Source organism: Weissella sp. LMG 11983, from assembly GCF_025908495.1.
Lineage (GTDB): Bacteria > Bacillota > Bacilli > Lactobacillales > Lactobacillaceae > Weissella > Weissella fermenti.
In genome coordinates, this window is record NZ_JAOZFD010000001.1 from 970,483 (window position 1) to 989,903 (window position 19,421).

Below are 19,421 nucleotides of genomic sequence, written 5' to 3' on the forward strand. Positions count from 1 at the left end.
AAAGTTAGAAAACTAGAGGTGCTGCCATGTCAGAACTACAAAACGGTGATTTGCTCTTTGTTGGGTCGACGACCGAGCAATTTTCACAAATGATTGCCCAAAGTACCCAACCTGATACTGAAACATTCAATTACACCCACGTCGGCATCGTTGAAATAACAGCTGATGCCGTATTTGTGTTACACGCCTCCCCTGACCTCGGTTCCGTTCGCCAACCTCTCAATTCATTCCTGATGGCGCAAACCGGAAGCGTCGATTTGTATCGTTTGAAAGCACCATTTGATTCCGACTCAGTAATCGTCAAGGCCAAAACGCTTTTAGGGCAACCTTATAATTGGTCTTTCATTGCCAGTGAACCTGGTTTTTATTGCTCTGAATTTATTGAAACAGCTTTCTCAGCTATCGAAAATCCATTCAAAAAAATCGCCATGACCTTTGGGCCTGACGATTCAATCTTGCCCGAATGGCAAACTTATTATGCAAAGTTGGGATTGCCGGTGCCAAATGGCGAGCCGGGCACAAATCCCAACGCATTAATTAGCAATCAACTTGAACGGGTTGTACGCTTACGATAGTGCTTAGCAACTTGTCGCTTAGCCAAAGCCGGACGACGTTTTGCAGGCACCCCTTTTGCAGCCAGCGGTACAGTCGCTGGCTGTTTTTCTTCGGGATCAAATAGGATGCTAAACCAGGCTATTAAAATCTGACCAACAACCATAATGGTCCCAACCAAATTTAGATAGACCATCAAAACCAATAGCGATCCTAATGACTGGTAGAAGCCCACGCTCTTAACTGCGAATTGCGCATACCAGCTAAACCCAGCGTTCAGCAATACCAAGATGACGACTTCGATGCCGGAACCAAGTAGCGTTGCCTTCCATGGCAAACGCTTAGCTGGCAAAGCAACGTTAAATACACACATCAACAACCACAACCCGATCAAGGCAAACAATCGACTTTGCTTAGCCAACTCATCCAACCAAGGCAGGTCGCCAGGAATTGCTTGGATAATCGCCGGCATAATCGCTGTCGCAGCCATGACAACACCAGCCGTGATCAAGATAACCATCAACCACAGAAAACTAAATACACGCGTCAGCATGCCACTGACACGTTCTGGTACATCGTGCACCCCATTGAACGCTTTTCTAATGACTGCCAATACCGCACTAGCTCCCCAAACGGTTGTCACAATTGAGAATGACAAAATTCCAACACCACCGCTTAGAACCGACTTAATAATTGGTGCCAAAATCGACATGATGTTGGCAGGTAGATTTGTTTTTAAAGTTGCAATCAACTCAGTCGACGAGATGCCAACAAGTCCAGCAATCGCACCTACACTCATCAGCACTGGCACCAGCGACAGTAATGTGTAGTACGTGATAGTCGGACCAACCATGTTTAAGTTAGCACGGCTAATAAATGTTTGTAGATCCGCAAACCGAAATTGCTTACGGAATTTTTCGATATCGACTTTTAACCCACGCATCCCCCTTATCTCCTTCGCTTTTCTTACAGTATCGCAGTTATCGCGTCGCTGGGTCAAAACATTTGCTTAAATGGCAAACAAAAAAACGAGCGAATGTTCCACATGAAACATTCGCTCGTTTTAATTTTGTGGTCGATTCTCTTTAACGTAATTCCAAAAACTAACCACCGCTGATAGCAAATCAACCGCTGGCAAAATGGCAATAAAAATCCATTTCATCGTTGGGTCAGTTGGTCGGAAAATCAAAAACCAGACCGTATCAATAATTAGTTGTACAAATAATTGTTGTGGTGTCGCCCTAAAAAACGACTTACCAAACGCACCAAACATGGTTGCCCCCTAAATCAGAGCCACTTCTCCAAGAAAGCAATCTTCTCATCGGTGAACTCTGGCGTCATGTATGACGCAGGTCCGTGTCCAGTTCCTTCAACCAAATGCAACACTGCCTTTTCTTCAGGAACGAATTGACGAGCCGCGTCAATCATATTAACTGTCTGTTGATAAGGTACCACAGCATCGGCCGTTCCTGCAAATGCCAAAATAGGTGGCATTTGGTCATTAAAGTACATTTCTGGGTTGTAGTTCTTAACGCGTTGTGGCACATCCTTAGGTGCTTGCTTGTTAAACATTTGTCCCTCGAATGATTCCGCCGTACCTGTTTCAGCGTACTTTGGTGTCACACCACTCTCTTCAAATTGTGGCACAAATTGATCAAAAGCGTATGGTCCGTACATCGCGATAATGGCATTTACCGTCTCTGGTTGATTGTTGTTATCACCCATAAATGGGTTTTGCAATGCATCAACTGATGCTGAAACACCAGTCATCACAGCCAAGTGTGCCCCTGAAGACTCACCCATCAATGCCACACGATTCATATCCAATTGATACTCATCAGCGTGGGCACGCAAAAATCGTAGTGCCGCCTTAATTTCGTAAATTTGGAATGGGAAATCCTTTTGGTAAATCAATGAGTAATCCACGCTCACGACAGCGTAGCCCTTATCCAGCATACGCAAAGCCGGTTCTAGCTTGTGTGAACTCTTATCACCGAAAATTAGCCCACCACCGTAAATATCAACAATGACAGGGAATGGTCCTTGGCCATCGTTTGGCAAGTAAATATCCATGCTGTGCCGGTCGCCATCCATGTAGGCAACATCGTGCCATTGTTGCTTAATGTAGTCGGTTTCAGCTGGGACCTTTTGATAATCTCGCTCAATAAACTTTTCTGCCATGTGTTTCGCTCACTTTCCTAGACAAAATAAAAAGGTGAATGCATATCTGCATCCACCTTTATCATACACTATTTTATTCTTTAACTCGGCGACTAAGGGCAATCATGATGATAAACCAGATAATTGCCAAGACCGTTGTTGGCATCGTTGACTTCGTAAATAGCAAAATCAAGAAGATACCGGCTAGGAAAGCCATCGTTAGGTAATCCGTAAATGGCGCTCCTGGCATCTTGAAGTGTTGTTCACCGTTTTTGAAGTCATCTGATTGACGGTAACGCAAGTGCGCAAACACAAGCACGCCGTAGATAACCACAAAGGCAGCTGAGGCAACTGATGTCACCAAATCAAAGGCGTTTGATGGGAACAAAACGTTCACCACGGCTGCCAAGGCAATCAAAATTGTTGAAATATTAATGGCGTTACGTGGAATGTAACGACGGTTCAACTTACCAGCGTAGCCCTTTCCGTTAGACAATGAGAAAAGCATACGCCCAGTTGTAAATAATGAACTATTCAATGATGATGCAGCAGCCGTCAATACAACAAAGTTAATGATTCCAGCCGCGGCTGAAATACCAATTCCGGCAAACACTTGTACGAATGGTGACTCGTTTGCGTTGTAATTCGTCCATGGTTGAATACTCATGATGGCAATCAATGCACCAACATAGAAAATCAAGATTCGGATAATAATTGAATTAATTGACTTGGGAATCGTCTTCAACGGATCCTTGGTTTCAGCAGCCGTCATACCAACGAACTCAATTCCCAAAAAGGCGAAGAAGACCATTTGGAACGCGGCCAACATTTGATGTCCTTGGTGCGCCACCACGCCATGTTGCCATAGGTTTGATAGGCTCGTGACCCCGGCTGACGTCTTCGTATGCATCACAATCATAATGATTCCAGTCACAATCATCGCCAGGATAGCGACGATTTTAATCATTGAGAACCAGAATTCCGTTTCACCAAAGGCTGAAACGGCAATGATGTTAATACCGTAAAGGGCTGCCAAGAAAATGATTTCCCAAATCCAAACTGGAACTGATGGGAACCAGAATTTCATATATGTTCCAACGGCCGTTAATTCAGCCATCGCAATCGTAATCCAGCCAATCCAGTACGTCCAACCGATGACGAAGCCTGCCTTTTTGCCTAGGTACTTCTCAACGAATCCGACAAAAGTTGGCTTATCAGGATCAGTAAGCAACAATTCTCCCAATGCGCGCATCATCCAGAACATGAACAATCCAGTGATGATGTAGATTAGCAGAATAGCTGGCCCTGCCGTACTAATTGAATGACCGGCACCCAAAAACAGTCCAGTTCCGATTGTTCCACCAAGCGCAATCATCTCAACGTGGCGACTTGAAAGTCCACGCTCTAGCTTCTGATTAGAAGCTTCTTGCTGTGCCATAGTTAACACTCTCTTTCTGACTTTTTATTTAATTTTCTTTTTCAATAACGTAGTCGCAAAGTTGCAACACTCTTTCTAGTATATAAGAATTCACTCATTTTTCAAGATTTCGCCGACTTGCGGTAACTAATATTTCTTTTTTCGCAAACAAAAACAGCTAGGTTGCCATTGTGGTTCTGATAAGCGCTAGTGGCATGCAAATAAGCATAATTTATTCCATTGTCTGTCGCATTTTATATGTTCATGAAGGATTCTGCCACTGAACAACTACGTACACACTTCAATCAACACGGTCCTGAATATCGATATACTGTCACTTATTACCAAACGCAAAAGGCAGCAGATTTCAATAACATGAATTCTGCTGCCTAAGTAGGGTCCAAGGTATTTAATTTATTATCTGACTTGATACCTTCATAAGAACGGCATTTCGTTTTTCAGAAGTTTTCTATCTCAAAAATAGATAATTCACGACGCTAAGCATAGATAGTCCAAGATTAACTATTATAAAGAACTTATATAAATCTTTTAATTTTTGCCAGTCTTTCCAAACTACAAAGTAGCCACCAAAGGCGGTCAGCATCCATAAAATAGTTGTTATTAAATAATCCACCGTTATTTGTATCTCCCTTTATTAAGGCACTTGCACAACATACGACATGCTAATACCTGGAATATTCTTTCCAACAGGAACTCTTTTGATTCCGTGCTCCACAGCATACTTAACAGCAGCTCCTGCTCCTGCACTAACTACACTAGCAACTCCAGCCGTTAATGGATTGACCGCAAAATTCTTGAGATAAAACCCGACATATCCAGTAGCAAAAGCAGCTGCCGCCCAGCTACCCATTCCTCTAACCTTTGGCCCTAAATTAATATATACCCCTACAAAACCGTTTGTAATGGATACGCTGTTATTTATTTCATTTGTATTATCAATCATTAATTGCGCTGTTTTTGTCGATACATTCATAGCTTTAGCAAGCGTATCTGCATCAACGTGTAACCTAATTTGATGACCTTCAATCACAAAATATTGTTCTAAGGCCCTACCACTAAAGACGATTTCATCATCAATCGACCCATAAGAGCTATTATCGTGAACAGTAATTTTTTTCTACTGATTTAGTAACAACGTTAGTTACGGCACTATCCGCGTGAACAGCAGTATTACTCATGAAAAGCAATCCAGCTCCAAGCGTTGCAACCAAAACACTACCATACCTACGTATATTGTTTATAGACATCATTAACCCCTCCAATAAATACTTTACCAACAAGAAAAATATAACAAACAATACAATCTTGTAACAAATACATTTTTTCACAAAGGGTCAATTATTGTAATTTTACGCGATAAGGTCTTTAAATACGCACTTAAATGTCCAACCAATACCCTAAACCCATTAGTCAAACTTCAGCCATGCTACTTGCGCTCATCTTATTTAAAATAATTTTTCTACGCAATGAACTATACTTAAAAGGCAGCTGACATCAACAATGTGAATTCAGCTGCCTACATTAGGTTTAAATATTAAATTTTCAGATTATCAGCATCTTCTGCCTTTAAATTCACATCAAACCTAGCCGTTAATTGATTTTAGTAGTTTGGACCTGGGAAGTCGTCTGGCGTCATGTCGTTCAAACGCTTCAACAAGCGACGCAAGATACCCTTTTCAGTCATAGCTGCCCACATACCTTCCAAGCGACGCTCGCCGTAGATGACAACAGATGTCACAGCGCGCAAGTCACGGAAGTCTGAGCTAGTGCGTGAAATTTCGTCCACTTCTTCTTCGGGCAACTCTTGGTGGCCCTTTTGCTTCAACGTACGATCGAAGTTGCGATCAAAGTAATCTGACCACTCAAAAGCCTTAGCAAGCTCAATCATGCGTTCGTCGTATTGTGGGTGTCCATCAGCGACAGCCCCCATTACCCAAGGAATTGCCTTGCCTTCAATTTCTGCCAAAAAGGCGTCCCACTTCTTAAAATCAAAAGGGTGTTCTTTTGCCATTAGTTGCCTCCTTCATTTTGACGAGAGTGCCCAATGTTTCGACCGTCCTCTCGATATCACGAAAGCTATTGTAACACTTTACTTCCTTTTAGTCAGTAAATTAGGCCGGTAAGATTTCTGGGAACAATTCCTTCAGGTCCTTAATCTCGTTCAATACTTCAACGTGGTCGCCAACAGATAATGTCACAGCATATCGGGTGCGTTCCTTAACACGAACGCCTAATTCATAAGCCTGCCTTACAACGCCAGCCAATTCACCACGCCCAAACAAGTCCTCAAACTGTTCGTCATGTTTCACGTGGAACAAATTACCACGTTCATTTCCCAACTTCGTCGCCCATGTCTGTAGCTCATCTGGCGTTTTAGCAAGTGCCACAATTTTAGCGGCTGGCGTCTTGCTTGGTGTTAGGATACGTTCTGCAATCAGTGACAAACCATCATTAAAGCGCATACCAAAATGATCGGCAAGCTTTGACACTTCACCCATTAAGGCCATTGCCTCTTTTTGATTAGGCAATTTATCTGTCGGTGACTGCATTGCGATTTCATTCGCCAGCTCATTAGCGTGCACCAAATCATCCGCCGAATACACCTCATCTTGGAGTAACAAGTAAATAATCACCAAGTGAATGATATTCAGCGCATTTTCAGAAATACCCGCTGGATCAAATGGGTCAGCATCCAAAATACGCAATTCTAAGTAATGCACGCCTTCTGTAGCCATCGCTTCTTTTGTCTCCGGTCCCTTAAAGCGAACCGTGCCATAGAATTCATGGTTTGAATATAAATCACCCGCCTGGATATGCTGATCGATTTGGTCCAAATGGTCCGCCAAGTTTGTCGCGTAATCAACTTGGATATTAGCATCGTTCGCAAAACCAAATTGACTCGTGCGTAATGAACGTACTGGATGATCAAGTTCTGGCAGGCGTAAATCAGTCGAATTCAAACTAAACGGCGTTGCGCCAAACAAATAGACAAACAACCAACGATTAGCTGAAATTGCTTGTGCCAACTTAAAATACACGCAATTCTTATACGTCACATAGTCAGTTTCATCACTAAGCGCAAACAACTTTTCAAGTAGCATTTCCGGCAATGAATAATTCAAATGAAGTCCAGTGATGATTTCGTGGGTTGATCCATATTTATCCGTTAACCAATCACGATATTCACTAATCCATGGTCGATCAAACGTTTCATCAACCCACTGCAAATCGTCAGGTGTTAAACGTGGTGGCATACTCAATGGCCAAATCGTTTCGTTTTCGGCCATGTGATCGCGCAAAACCCATTGTAGTTGCAACAACAAGTCGCGCGCCATCTCAAATGACGTTGCTGGCTCAGTAACAATTTCTGATTGCGTTTCACTATAATCCGTTTGCAAATATGGGTGCGTGGCACGTGGCCCTAACGTATCCGGATAAACACGACGGCTCAAGCGTCCTTCTTCCGTGACGCGATGCTCTTCGATTTCGATGCCGAAACGACCACCCAGCAATTCGTGATATAAATCATTTTCAGCAACTAACTTGCCGATTTCCAACTGGTTTTCTGCCATATTTCTCATCTATCCTTCTGCAGTATTTAAAAAACATTATAAATCAATGAGACGACTTTAACAGCTAAATCTTTTTTGACCCTTTTTATTTGTCCGCTTTTACAAAAGCGACTATGATAAGGCTTGAAAAAACAGACTGGAGTATGCACATGAATATTGGAATTATCGGGGCAACCGGAATGGCCGGTTCTGCCTTTGTTATCGAAGGTTACCAACGTAGGCACCAAGTTACTGCAATCACACGTTCAGCCGGCAAGGTGACGCGCATGTTTGGTAATGAAATCCCTTCTTTCGAACGTCAAAACTTTGAATTGACGCGCGAAGACCTAACACAATTTGATGTTATCATCGTCGCTTCGAACTTCACTCGCGCTAGCGACCACGTTCGTTTCGCCGAATATCTACACGACCAATTGGCTGGCACTGACGCCCCTATCGTCGTCTTCATTGTTGGTTCTTCAACTTTGCAAATGCCTGATGGTTCAGTGATGGCTGATCGTCTAGGTTTGATGCGTGGACAAGCACCTTGGATCGAAGCAGCAATCGAGCAAGCTAACGAATACAAGTACTTGCAAACGGTTGATGATTTTGCCTGGATGGCAATCTCACCACAACAAGCCTTTATGCCAGGTCCCGCAACACCAACCTACTTGAAGTCAGATGATGCTTTGATTTTCAACGCTCGTGAAGAATCACGTGTTACGACTGGTACGTTGGCCAAGGCTTTGTATGATGAGTTGGAAGCACCTACTCACATTCACGGTCGTTTCACGGCAGCTGACAAGTTCTAAAAAAACATTACCGTGTCTATTTAAAACATATACAATCCAATCCAAAAATACGGTAATTAAAAAGCTGGCAATCTTCATGACTGCCAGCTTTTTTGTACTATTTAAAACTTACCGTCGTCGTTAGCCCACTTGTCTCGAGCTGGGATTTCTTCAATGATGTCCCAGTGTTCCGCAATCTTGCCATCAGCCACACGGAATAGGTCGTAGAATGTCACTGCCTTACCGGCAAATTCACCATCCCCCATCACCAATACAAAGTTGCCTTGGCCCAAAACCTTGAATACCTTGTCATAAACCATAGCAACGCCTTGTTCAGCCATCGCGGCAAAGGCCGTCGTAAGTCCCGTCAAACCATCAGCAATGTCTGTATTGTGTTGAATGTAGTCTTCACCAGCAATGTATTCTGGTAGCTTTTCTGGATTTTCACCACGCAAAACATCGCGGACGAAATCTGACACCAATTGCTTGTTTTCGTCAGTCTTGTCCAAATCCGTCACAGCCGTTTCACCGTCGAATTGCGTGTGACCTGATGGGTTTGGTGCCACAACGTTGGTCACGTTATCCCAGTGTTCCGCAATCTTGTCACCTTCAAAGCGGAAAACATCAAAGGCAACTTGATCACCTGAACCGGCGAAGTTCACCACGTTTTGCAAAACAACAAAGTCACCATCTTCAAATGAACGAACGGTCTCCAACGTAGTCTTCACAGGCGCTTCTTGCAAGCCCTTAACCGCGCCAATAAACGCATCGCGGCCATCCCCAAAGTTCAAATTGTGTTGCTTGTAGGTAGGCAATGCACTTGCCTCAGCAACCGCAATATCACCTGAAACAAATGTACCAACCAATGCTTTTGCAATATCTGTATGGGTCATAGTTTTGTACCTCCAAGTACTTTTTCATAATCGTTCTTGTCTATGCCTATAATATATCGCACACGCATAAATTGCATAAGTAGGCACTTTAAAGTGGCATAGTTTCCCGAAAGAAACTATTGTGTGATACATTAACTTCACAGAAAAAATAAGGAGACAACCCGATGACGTTCAGTATCGACATGACACCAGAAATTGCCGAGAAGCTCGTGACTCTTAATGAACTACACCGTAATCGCTGGCGTCCAGACATCGTTAACCTCTTATTAGAGGAAGGGACGCTCCGCTTCGGAGAATTGCAAAAGAAGCTGGGCATCACGCAAAAAGTGCTGACTAGCAATTTAAAATGGCTGGAAGAAAACAAAATTGTGACTCGCAAGGTTTATCCGGAAGTTCCACCCCGCGTTGAATATTCATTGACTGACGTTGGGCAACAATTGCAAGACGTCCATGAAGCGATGCGTATCTGGGCTGACTACTACGTGACCCACGTTAACTAGAAAAATGGCGCTACCTCATAAGAAGTAGCGCCATTTTTTAGGCTTCTGTCCGTTGTTGTTTTTCAATTTGCCATAGTTGCCAAGCGTAAACAATAACCGTTCGCACAACCGCATAGAACGGCACGGCTAAAATCATACCGGCAATACCAGCAATGTTTCCAGCCGCCAACAATAAGATAATAATCGTCAATGGGTGAATGTTTAGCGATGCACCCATGATACGTGGATAGATTAAGTTACTATCAATTTGTTGCACAATCAACACCACTACAACAACCCAAACAACTTGCCAAATGTCTTGGGTAAACGCCACAAAGATTGCGGGTACCAGACCGATGTACGGTCCGACGTAGGGAATCAGGTTGGTTAAACCGGCAAAGATACCAAGTAGTAGTGCGTAATTCTGACCAATAATAAAGTAGCCAATCGTCGTCGCTACACCAACGAAAATCATCTCGATTGCTTGTCCGCTAATGTATTGTGCAATCGTCTTGTTTAAACGACCCAAAATCTCAGCAACACGGCCCTCATTTCGGCCTGGAAAGATTTTCTGTAGGAACGGCACCAATTTTTGTCCGTCATTCAACATATAAATGGTCATAACCGGGACGGTAACGGCCGTGATTGTTACACTGGTAATCGTCCCAATCAACGTACTCAAACTACTTGCAGTCCCCGAGATAAATGTTTCACCGTACTTTTGAACTTGGGCTTGTAAATCCTGTAAATTAGCGTTCACGCCAATGTCTTTCACCCAGTCCGTTTCGCTTAGCTGAGAAATCCAACTTTGCGCCGTCTTAATCAGCCCTGGTGCATTATCAACCAGCTTGCCAAGTTGCGTCGCCAACGCTGGTACCAACGCCATCACGGCTGCGACGATCAATGCAATCAATAGCACCATCACAATCGCAATTGAAAGCCCACGCTTCAAATGGAACTTACCAACGTGAACTTTTTCAAGCAACCCAACAATCGGGTTTAATAAGTAATAGAAAAATCCTGATACAATCAGCGGCACAAACACCGCTCCGATAAATTTACCAATCGGTTCGAGTATAAAACTCAACTGCGTTACAACCAGAATCAGGAGGGCAACGGCTAATAATTCCACTGTCCAATACAAGAGTCGTGATTGTTTCAATTGCTGTAACACACGTCTACCTCTTTTCGTTTTTTGATACATTCCCCGCGATTGCCACCTTGAAAGTTGGCAACCTAATGCATTTTATTATACCAAAACACGCGACAAATGCCCGTTTATGGGCGTTGTGATTTTCTTCACTTGTTAATTAAGTTTAACCTAACGATTGGTTGCGCGTGACATTTGTCATGCGAACAAACTTTCCACAAGTTATCCACAGGCTTTTTGTGTAAAATAATAAGTATTAACATATCGAGGCATTTTATATGAAATTGCATACTAAAGATGGTAGCCAAATCGATTATCAAACATACGGCTCGCCTACAAAACCAGCCTTGCTGTTATTACATGGTAACAACGGATCGCAACAAGACTTCAACGCCTACCTCCCCCTCTTCGCGCATGACTTCTATGTCATTACGCAAGATGCGCGCGGTCACGGCCTATCAACCAATACACAACCGCAACTTAATTACCAGCTGCTAGCATCAGATTTGGATGAGCTGCGGGTCGCGGTTAACATCCCGACGTGGAGCATTTTGGGGTATAGCGATGGGGCCAACTTAGCTTTACGTTACACCCTGGATAACCCGACACACGTTCACGCATTAGTTTTGAACGCCCCTAATCTGACCATTAATGGCTTAGCCAAGCCGATTATTCTAATTGCAAGCTGGATTGAATGGTTATTGGGCAAGTTGCGACATCTCCACCCCTTCTTCGAAGCACGTTGGCAGCAAACCAGTCTTATGTTCAAAACGCCAGGCATTTCCAAGCGAGATTTGCAGGCAGTCACGGCGCCCACCCTTGTTTTAGTCGGCCAATTCGACTTTATTAAGCGACGTCACTCGCTAAACATTGCGCACGCTTTGGGAAACGGCACCCTTTACATTGCACCGTTTAAAACACATTTATTCATTCAATTTTCGCCGTTGGTTTTTTCAAACATCGTGCGTCAATTTCTTAAGGAGCATTAATCATGAAATCTAGTTTTCTAAATTTCAGACGAATTTTTATTATCGGCGTCGCATTCGTCGCGCTATTTGAACTCGGGGCGTTAATCAAACACATTCCGCCAGAGAGTATTGTCGCTATCCTGGCAGAGTTACCTATCAGCCTGACTATCAGCATTTTTTTGATTGGTTTAGTCGGCGCAAGCACCGGCGTTTTATCAGACTGGGTGCTACGAAAGATTTTCCGGGATAACGATGCGGATAACGCACCTCAGGGCCGCAAGTTTTGGTTTGAAAGTTGGACCATCGCCAACTTAAACAATGCATTCGGCATTGGCGATGTGGTCATGAGCTGGTTGCGCGGTCGCGTGTTTAACAGCCGTTCCATTCAAGAATCAGCGACAATCCGCCAACACTGGTGGCAAGGTACATTCGGTTTAGGCATCGCCAGCTTGTTGAGCTTTGTAGCGACCCTTATTTTCTGGCCGAAAGCGCCTGTTGCCGATTACTCATTTATTTTGTTGATTGGCATTTTGCTACCTTTCATAGGTGTCGCCGTCACAATTCGCAATTGGAAATCACTTGCATTCCCAGTCACAACCCACAAATTCGTCCAGACAGTTGGCGCTTCGTTGGTTGAATGGTTTGGTAGCACCGTTGCATTCCTGGCATTCGGCGCGGTTATGCAACTACCAACGCCGCTACTTGAACTTGTGCCACTATTTATTGCCGCCCGTGTAATCGGCCTAATCACATTAGTGCCTGGCGGCTACGGCACATTCGATATCTTCATTTTCTTCGGACTACAACACCTTGGCATCGACTCAGCGGTCGCATTCCTATGGATTATGTTCTACCGTTTGGCATACACCGCAATTCCCGGCATCATCGCTGTAATTGCAGCCATCAGCAGCGCCTTAGTTAATTTGAATGCATCATTCCGTGGTGTGCCAAGAGCCATTGCCGGATCAATCATCCAAAAAGTTGATGCCGTATTGCTCTACTTGATGGGTATCACGATGATTTTGGTTGGTGCACTCCCTGGCACACTGGAATCAATTACATTCTTACAACGTTTTAGCCCTTGGACGAGCAACTTTCTAACACAGGTGCCTAACATCTTCTTAGGGTTCATGTTAATCATGGCTGGACGTGGTATCGCTAGCAAAGTAAAACGTGCCTACGTGCCAACATTAATTTTGCTAGCCGTCACATTTATCTACGTCTTCATTTCACGCAGTTACATCACACCAGTTATTCTGGTTGGCGCATTATTCCTAGCTACATTATTCATCAAGCCACGTTTAACGCGTGAACAATTGGTGTACAGCTGGGAATCTCGTCTAATTGACGGTGCCATTTACAGTATTTTGTTTATCGCTTATCTATTAATCGGGCTAGCCAACTTGCCAGTTGTGTCAGCACACTTCCACATACGTTCTACATGCCTCTTGTTGTTGCCATCATTCCATTGGTGGATTATTGGCTTCCTGACAATCGTGGCTGTGAGCCTTGGTTCATTGGGCTTCATCGCTTACTTGCAAGGTAAGCGCGAATTACTCGGTGAAGCGCTTGATGAAGAACGTGTTGAAAAAGTTCTCGCAATCGGCGATAACCACTACACGAATTTGATTTTCTTGGGTGATAAGCGTCTCTTCTACTACCAACCTAAGGAAGGTGCTGAAGATTCCGTGGCCATTCAGTTCCGTCTCATCAACAACAAAGCCGCCGTTATGAGCGATCCATTTGGTAACGCCGATGATTTCAAAGCCGCTATGAGCGCCTTCATTTCCGAAGCTGACCGCCTTGGTTACATGCCAATTTTCTATGAGGTATCAGAACAAATCGCCATGATTGCCCACGAGTTCGGGTACAACTTCATGAAGCTTGGCGAAGAAGCCCGCGTTGATACCGTAAACTTTAAGACCGCTGGTAAGAAGTTCGCTAATATCCGTAGTGAAATTAATCAAGCTGCTGCGGCAGGCTTCGAATACGAAGTTCTGCAACCACCATTCAGCCCTGTGCTAATGAACGAGTTACGCGCTATTTCAAACGAATGGTTGAATGGTCGTGAGGAAAAAGGTTATTCATTGGGGTTCTTCGATGATCATTACCTCCAACGTGACGGCATTGGCGTTTTAAAGGCTCCTGACGGCCATATCGTCGCCTTTGCAACCTTGGTTACGTCACACACGGAAAATCAAATGACCGTTGATCTCATGCGTTTCACGAAGGAATCACCAAATGGTACGATGGACGTGCTGTTCGTTAAGACTTTCGAATATGCTCGCGATGCCGGTTATCAAACATTCAACCTTGGTATGTCACCGCTAGCTAACGTTGGTTTATACCAACACAGTTTCATCCGCGAACGTATCGCCAACCTCATTTTCCAATTTGGTTCTGCGATTTATTCGTTCGAAGGTTTGCGTCACTACAAGCGTAAGTTCGCCAGTGATTGGCAGCCTTACTACATCGCTTATTCAAACCACTCAAACATCATCTTTGTCATGATTGCTTTGTTGCTGATTGATAACCCTGGTGTTGAATTGGATTAACAAAAAAGCTGCCCGCTCTCAAATTTGAGCGGGCAGCTTTTTAGCATTGTTCAAAACATTAAATGAATAGCGCAACAACCAAGCCAATTGCCAAGGTCAATGAAATGACCACCGCATTCTTAATTGCTTGCGGAAAGTTTGGCTTAATCGGGTTCGCTTGAAAGGCTTTCGTGTTCTTCATAACGATTGGGAATGAGACCAGCGCAATCAATGCTGGCCATGGCAAAATACGCAAAATAACCGCCAAAATCAACACGATGTACCCAGCCAAATAAATCCAACCAAACACCTTAACGGCACGTTCCTTACCAAGGTACCAAACCAACGTGTGACGATTCTCAGCCAGGTCTTCTTCGTAATCACCGATGTTATTCGCCAACATAATATCGCCGATTGCGAACCAAGAAATAGCTGATGCAACAATTGCGTGTAACACCAATTCAGTCGTAAATGTTGGCGCAACGTTTACGTAGGTCGCACTTAGGAAAATCAAATATCCCATCGTCAAACCAGACGCCAGTTCACCAAAAGGCGTACGTGACAATGGCAATGGTGTCCCTGCATACCAATAGGCAACGACGAAACCAATCAGCCCCATCACTAACAATGGTATACCCGTTTGTGACACCAACCAAAGGCCACCAACCGCAACGATCAACACCAACCCAATCAGTGTTGTCCATCCTTGGCGAGGTGTGATGCCACCCGAGCCAACAATGTTGTTCACACCGTTCTTCCATTCCTCACTTGTGGCTGACTTAAAGTCCTGCAAATTGTTCCAAACATTCACTGCCATCTGCAAGGCAAATGCCACGATTACAAACACAATCGCTAGCACCGCATTCATATGTTGATAAGTAATCGCCGCGTACAAGTTACCCAATACCAATGGCAATACACTCGCTACCAAAGATTGAATTTCAACGAATTTCAACCATGTTTTCAAAGTCATTCTCAAAAACCTCCAAAAAGTTTTTCCGACAATTCAGCTTACCCGAAGTACCCGCTGTAAGCAAGAAATACCGAGTTATCCACAGGGGTAGGGTAGGGGAAATCGCTCTTTAACATTTATGTTGTATCATACAATTTCGCCAAACCAAGGCGTTAAAGGCAGGGTTTACACGTGTTACATGTTACAGCTGTTGAACGAGGCGTTCAGTTAAAAATGTAAAGGATTTTCATATTTTTACACCGCCAAGCCATCGTTTTTACACGTATATTCCGTATGCATTTATATGCAAAATCGTGTATGTTGTTTATGCATTGGGTTGCATATTGGCCATCATAACGATGGTGGATTTTGATAATAACCAACATCAAAAATCACCAACATTTGAAACACTTCGTCTCAAAAAGCACACCTCATCCCCATCAAAAAAAGCAATCTGCATCCCAAAAACCCGCCCCAACAAACATCAAAAATTGCACCTCAAACACACACCAAAAACCGACAAAAAAGACGTCAATCCGAACCACAAAAGTGGCGGATCAACGTCAAGCTGAAACACTAAATTTTAAGTAACGCACCGGCCAATTCACGACCCCAAAATACAGATTGGTATACGTCTCTAAACTGCCTTAAACATTCGTCGTTCTGGCGATACATCAATCGACTCAGACGTAACCGAATCAACCCGACCATACGGTGACGGTGACACACTAACACCATTCACGAAGTCTTTCATCGCCACCTCGTCACCCTGCGCTTCGATTCGAACAGAGCCATCTGATGCATTCCAGACCACACCTGTAACACCCAAACGATCGGCCAAAATTTTCGTGAAATAGCGAAAACCAACCCCTTGAACACGACCTGTCACAACGATGCTTTTTGGTTCTACCATAGCCTTTCCCCTATCAAAAAAGTCCCATGGATAACGGTTATCCATGGGACTATTATAGCGTTTTACTTCTTCTCAGTGGTCAAATCAGAACCGAAGTACTTCACTGACAACTTCTTCATTGTGCCATCCTTCTTCAAAGACTTTTCTGCCTTTGTGATTGCGGCGGCCAACTTCTTATCCTTCTTGTCGAGCATAGGCGCTGCGGTCGTCTCACCCAAAGCCTTCGTTACCTTAGCTTGCAAGTCCGTCTTTGGGTGGGCCTTCTTGTAAACGCCCCATGAGTCTTGTGAGTTCAACGTGACATCAGCCTTACCTGAATCAACCAAGTCCAAAGCTTCTGCAAAACCAGGTGCTGATACAATCTTTGCCCCAGCCTTAGTAGCCGCTTGACCGAAGTCAGATGATGACGTTTGCGCCGCCTTCTTACCCTTCAAGTCGCTGTATGTCTTAATCTTTGAACCCTTCTTCGTGATCATCACTGACTCAGTGAACAAGTATTCTTGCGCAAATGCGTAAGCCTTCTTACGTTCTGGCGTGATTGACATGTTGTTAAACACAACGTCGTACTTCTTGGCATCCAAACCAGCGACCAATGAGTCGAACTTAGTTTGAACAAACACTGGCTTCAACTTCATCTTCTTAGCAACGGCCTTAACCAATTCAACTTCGAATCCCGTCAACTTACCTGAGTCGCTGCGGTATGAGAATGGTGCATATGTCCCTTCCAAACCAACGGTCAACTTGCCCTTCGTCTTCAATTCACTCTTGTATGATGCCGCTGAAACAGTCGTTGCTGATGCAACAACGCCACCAATCATACCTGCTGCAACCAACGCAACAGACGTCTTCATAATCTTGTTCATTTCTATACCCTCGCCTACATAGCTGTATTTATCATTAGTGTTGATCCCAAGTTGAACGTCACAAACATTACAGTCAATGCAACGTTTAGACGCATTACCCAGTAGCGCTTTCGATAATTAACTGACGAAACAATCATATCGTTAACTTCCTCAACTTTTATTCCGTTGAGTGAGTATATGCGCGTCTTTTTATTTGCGCAAACGAAAAAGGAATCGTTCTGGTCACTTTCAAATAATAACCAAAACGATCCCTAAATTGCAAATGCTAAATCTTACTTGGCTGGATTGCTGTAATCAGCATCCAAGTACTTTTCTGAAATTTTCTTCATCACGCCATCCTTACGAAGCTCATGTTCAGCCTTTGTAACGGCCTTATCAAGGGCAACGGACTTCTTATTCATCATAGGTGCTGCCCCAGTTACAGGCATGTACTTTGATGGTGAAGGGATAGCAATCAAATCAGTATCAGGGTGCGCCTTCTTGTAAACTCCCCAGGCCGCTGCATCATTCAAAGTTGCGTCTGCATGCCCGTTTTCAACCGTGGCAACCGCTTCAGCAAATCCTGGCACAGCAACATTCGTAGATCCTAGCTTCTCGGCGTACTTCACATAGTTACCAATTGCTGATTGAGCAGTCTTCTTGCCCTTAATATCAGTAACTTGCTTAATCCCTAAATCTTTCTTAGTGACGACAACTCCCCCAGTATAAATGTACTTCGCTCCATAGCGGAATACCTTCATACGCGCTGGCGACACAGCCATATCATTCAAAATAATATCGTATTTGTGGTCTTGCAAACCCGCAACCAGTGAATCCCACTTCGTTGGTACGAAAACGACCTTAACACCCATCTTCTTACCAATTTCCTTGGCCATATCCACATCAATTCCTGTTAGCTTACCTAAATCAGTACGGTATGAATATGGTGCATACGTACCTTCCAAACCAACAGTTAGTTGATCCTTGTGAAGGAGGCCGAGGTTCTTAGTAGAATCCGCATTAGCGGTTACACACCCCGGCGCTCAACAATGTTCCTGCGGCAAATACCGCTGCGACTAGCTTAATCCCGTTAAAGCTGTGCTTTTGCATAATTATCTTACGCCCTTTCAAAAAGTATGTTGCATAGCATAAACCCACTTTGCCATGGTTGTCAAATACCTTTTTAATCTTTATTTAATTCAGCACCGAGAATTTCTTATCCTAAAACGCTTGCATTTAGTTAGCGATGTCTCTAAAATGAAACACAACAAAGACTAATTAAAAAAGACGGAAGGAAAGTTAACCATGATGACGATCAACACACAAATTACTGTTGCTTGCATCAGCCTAGCGCGCTATTCGCGGTAGGTCGTTTTGGTGAACTTATCATTCCGATGAACCGTTAAGAAGAGCGCGCTAGGCCTTTCCTGTGTCACACAGAAACTGTCGGCGCGCTCTTTTTTGCGCTCATCCTCAGAAAGGGAATCTTCATGTTTGAATTTATTGCCAAGTATGCCCCACAATTGATTATGGCGGGTATCAAGTACACAGTGCCTCTAGCACTTATCTCATTTGTCATCGCCGTTATTATTGCGGCAATTGTTGCGATGCTCCGTTCATACGTACCGCACGCAACGGGTATCAAGTCAATTGGTTGGCGCATTTTGAAGTTCGTCCTTTGGTTCTACGTTTGGTTGTTCCGTTCAACCCCAATGTTGGTCCAATTGTTCGTGGTCTTCTACGGATTGCCTAAGCTGGGCATTAGCTGGCTATCTCCTTCTGGTTGGGCCGCTGCTATTTGGGTATTGTCATTGAACACGGCTGCCTATGCTTCAGAAGCAATCCGCGCGGCTATCTCATCAATTCCCGATACACAACGCGAAGCTGGTGCGGCCCTTGGTATGACTGATTCACAAATTTTCTTGCGTATCATCTTGCCACAAGCTGCTCGTATTTCAATTCCAACGTTGGCAAACTCATTCATTTCTTTGGTTAAGGATACGTCATTGGCATCTGTTGTCACGATTGTTGAGATGTTCTACCTCTCACAACAATTGGCCGCTGCCAACTTCGAACCATTGCAAATGTACTTGCTAGTCGCTGCAATTTACGCACTATTCGTCTCAATTTTGTCTATTCCACAACGCTACATCCAACGATGGGCTGATCGTTTCGTAAAGGTACAAGGGTAATTAATT

20 protein-coding genes are annotated in these 19,421 nt (G+C 43.9%); 6 read left to right on the top strand and 14 right to left on the bottom strand.

Annotated elements, in window-relative coordinates:
- Positions 1-26 precede the first annotated feature (26 nt).
- The gene (locus OIT45_RS05150; RefSeq protein WP_135797016.1) at positions 27-575 is read left to right on the top strand and encodes a YiiX/YebB-like N1pC/P60 family cysteine hydrolase; all 549 of its coding nucleotides are present in this window, start codon (positions 27-29) and stop codon (positions 573-575) included.
- On the opposite strand, the gene OIT45_RS05155 is transcribed toward OIT45_RS05150, so the two are convergent.
- From OIT45_RS05155 to OIT45_RS05185, 7 genes are all read right to left on the bottom strand, one after another.
- Positions 545-1,495, bottom strand: a complete 951-nt coding sequence (locus OIT45_RS05155; protein ID WP_199403953.1) for a YihY/virulence factor BrkB family protein — start codon at positions 1,493-1,495, stop codon at positions 545-547. The two genes, OIT45_RS05150 and OIT45_RS05155, sit on opposite strands and share 31 nt — an antisense overlap.
- Positions 1,496-1,615: 120 nt before the next feature.
- Complete coding sequence (locus tag OIT45_RS05160) at positions 1,616-1,825, bottom strand: hypothetical protein (RefSeq protein ID WP_135517942.1); 210 nt, start codon at positions 1,823-1,825, stop codon at positions 1,616-1,618.
- A gap of 14 nt (positions 1,826-1,839) precedes the next feature.
- Positions 1,840-2,733, bottom strand: coding sequence for an alpha/beta hydrolase (locus OIT45_RS05165; RefSeq protein ID WP_264339899.1), 894 nt, complete (start codon positions 2,731-2,733; stop codon positions 1,840-1,842).
- 73 nt (positions 2,734-2,806) lie between these two features.
- Complete coding sequence (locus OIT45_RS05170; protein WP_135797013.1) at positions 2,807-4,150, bottom strand: amino acid permease; 1,344 nt, start codon at positions 4,148-4,150, stop codon at positions 2,807-2,809.
- Positions 4,151-4,784: 634 nt separating this feature from the next.
- The gene (locus OIT45_RS05175; RefSeq protein WP_199403955.1) at positions 4,785-5,180 is read right to left on the bottom strand and encodes a hypothetical protein; all 396 of its coding nucleotides are present in this window, start codon (positions 5,178-5,180) and stop codon (positions 4,785-4,787) included.
- Positions 5,181-5,750: 570 nt separating this feature from the next.
- The gene (locus OIT45_RS05180) at positions 5,751-6,161 is read right to left on the bottom strand and encodes a DUF6508 domain-containing protein (RefSeq protein ID WP_199403956.1); all 411 of its coding nucleotides are present in this window, start codon (positions 6,159-6,161) and stop codon (positions 5,751-5,753) included.
- Between the two features lie 100 nt (positions 6,162-6,261).
- Complete coding sequence (locus OIT45_RS05185) at positions 6,262-7,722, bottom strand: glutamate--cysteine ligase (protein WP_264339900.1); 1,461 nt, start codon at positions 7,720-7,722, stop codon at positions 6,262-6,264.
- A 149-nt stretch (positions 7,723-7,871) separates the two neighbouring features.
- Between OIT45_RS05185 and OIT45_RS05190 the strand changes: the two genes are divergently transcribed.
- Positions 7,872-8,513 carry an NADH-flavin reductase gene (locus tag OIT45_RS05190; protein ID WP_199403958.1) on the top strand — a complete coding sequence of 214 codons (642 nt, stop codon included), beginning with the start codon at positions 7,872-7,874 and terminating at the stop codon, positions 8,511-8,513.
- A gap of 101 nt (positions 8,514-8,614) precedes the next feature.
- Here the strand turns inward: OIT45_RS05190 and OIT45_RS05195 are convergent, their stop codons facing one another.
- Positions 8,615-9,385, bottom strand: a complete 771-nt coding sequence (locus OIT45_RS05195; protein WP_199403959.1) for a nuclear transport factor 2 family protein — start codon at positions 9,383-9,385, stop codon at positions 8,615-8,617.
- Positions 9,386-9,549: 164 nt separating this feature from the next.
- On the opposite strand from OIT45_RS05195, the gene OIT45_RS05200 reads away from it, so the two are divergent.
- A complete protein-coding gene (locus tag OIT45_RS05200; RefSeq protein WP_135797010.1) occupies positions 9,550-9,885 on the top strand; it encodes a winged helix-turn-helix transcriptional regulator in 336 nt (111 codons plus the stop codon).
- 37 nt (positions 9,886-9,922) lie between these two features.
- Here the strand turns inward: OIT45_RS05200 and OIT45_RS05205 are convergent, their stop codons facing one another.
- The gene (locus tag OIT45_RS05205) at positions 9,923-11,038 is read right to left on the bottom strand and encodes an AI-2E family transporter (protein ID WP_135797009.1); all 1,116 of its coding nucleotides are present in this window, start codon (positions 11,036-11,038) and stop codon (positions 9,923-9,925) included.
- A 254-nt stretch (positions 11,039-11,292) separates the two neighbouring features.
- On the opposite strand from OIT45_RS05205, the gene OIT45_RS05210 reads away from it, so the two are divergent.
- Together OIT45_RS05210 and mprF are read left to right on the top strand one after the other, a co-directional pair.
- Positions 11,293-12,003, top strand: a complete 711-nt coding sequence (locus tag OIT45_RS05210) for an alpha/beta fold hydrolase (RefSeq protein ID WP_135797008.1) — start codon at positions 11,293-11,295, stop codon at positions 12,001-12,003.
- Positions 12,004-12,005: 2 nt separating this feature from the next.
- Positions 12,006-14,537 (top strand): bifunctional lysylphosphatidylglycerol flippase/synthetase MprF, encoded by a 2,532-nt coding sequence (mprF, locus tag OIT45_RS05215; protein ID WP_264339901.1) that lies wholly within the window; start codon positions 12,006-12,008, stop codon positions 14,535-14,537.
- A gap of 58 nt (positions 14,538-14,595) precedes the next feature.
- Here mprF and OIT45_RS05220 read toward each other — a convergent pair whose 3' ends face one another.
- The 5 genes from OIT45_RS05220 to OIT45_RS05240 form a co-directional block, all read right to left on the bottom strand.
- A complete protein-coding gene (locus tag OIT45_RS05220; protein ID WP_135797006.1) occupies positions 14,596-15,489 on the bottom strand; it encodes a prenyltransferase in 894 nt (297 codons plus the stop codon).
- A 616-nt stretch (positions 15,490-16,105) separates the two neighbouring features.
- The gene (locus OIT45_RS05225; RefSeq protein ID WP_199403961.1) at positions 16,106-16,381 is read right to left on the bottom strand and encodes an acylphosphatase; all 276 of its coding nucleotides are present in this window, start codon (positions 16,379-16,381) and stop codon (positions 16,106-16,108) included.
- Between the two features lie 62 nt (positions 16,382-16,443).
- On the bottom strand, positions 16,444-17,244 hold the full coding sequence (locus OIT45_RS05230) for a transporter substrate-binding domain-containing protein (protein ID WP_199403962.1): 801 nt from the start codon (positions 17,242-17,244) through the stop codon (positions 16,444-16,446).
- 14 nt (positions 17,245-17,258) lie between these two features.
- Positions 17,259-17,381 carry a hypothetical protein gene (locus OIT45_RS05235; protein WP_264329972.1) on the bottom strand — a complete coding sequence of 41 codons (123 nt, stop codon included), beginning with the start codon at positions 17,379-17,381 and terminating at the stop codon, positions 17,259-17,261.
- A 135-nt stretch (positions 17,382-17,516) separates the two neighbouring features.
- Complete coding sequence (locus tag OIT45_RS05240; protein WP_264339902.1) at positions 17,517-18,188, bottom strand: transporter substrate-binding domain-containing protein; 672 nt, start codon at positions 18,186-18,188, stop codon at positions 17,517-17,519.
- 525 nt (positions 18,189-18,713) lie between these two features.
- On the opposite strand from OIT45_RS05240, the gene OIT45_RS05245 reads away from it, so the two are divergent.
- Entirely contained in the window at positions 18,714-19,415 is a 702-nt protein-coding gene (locus tag OIT45_RS05245) for an amino acid ABC transporter permease (RefSeq protein ID WP_199403963.1), read from the top strand.
- Positions 19,416-19,421: the final 6 nt, after the last annotated feature.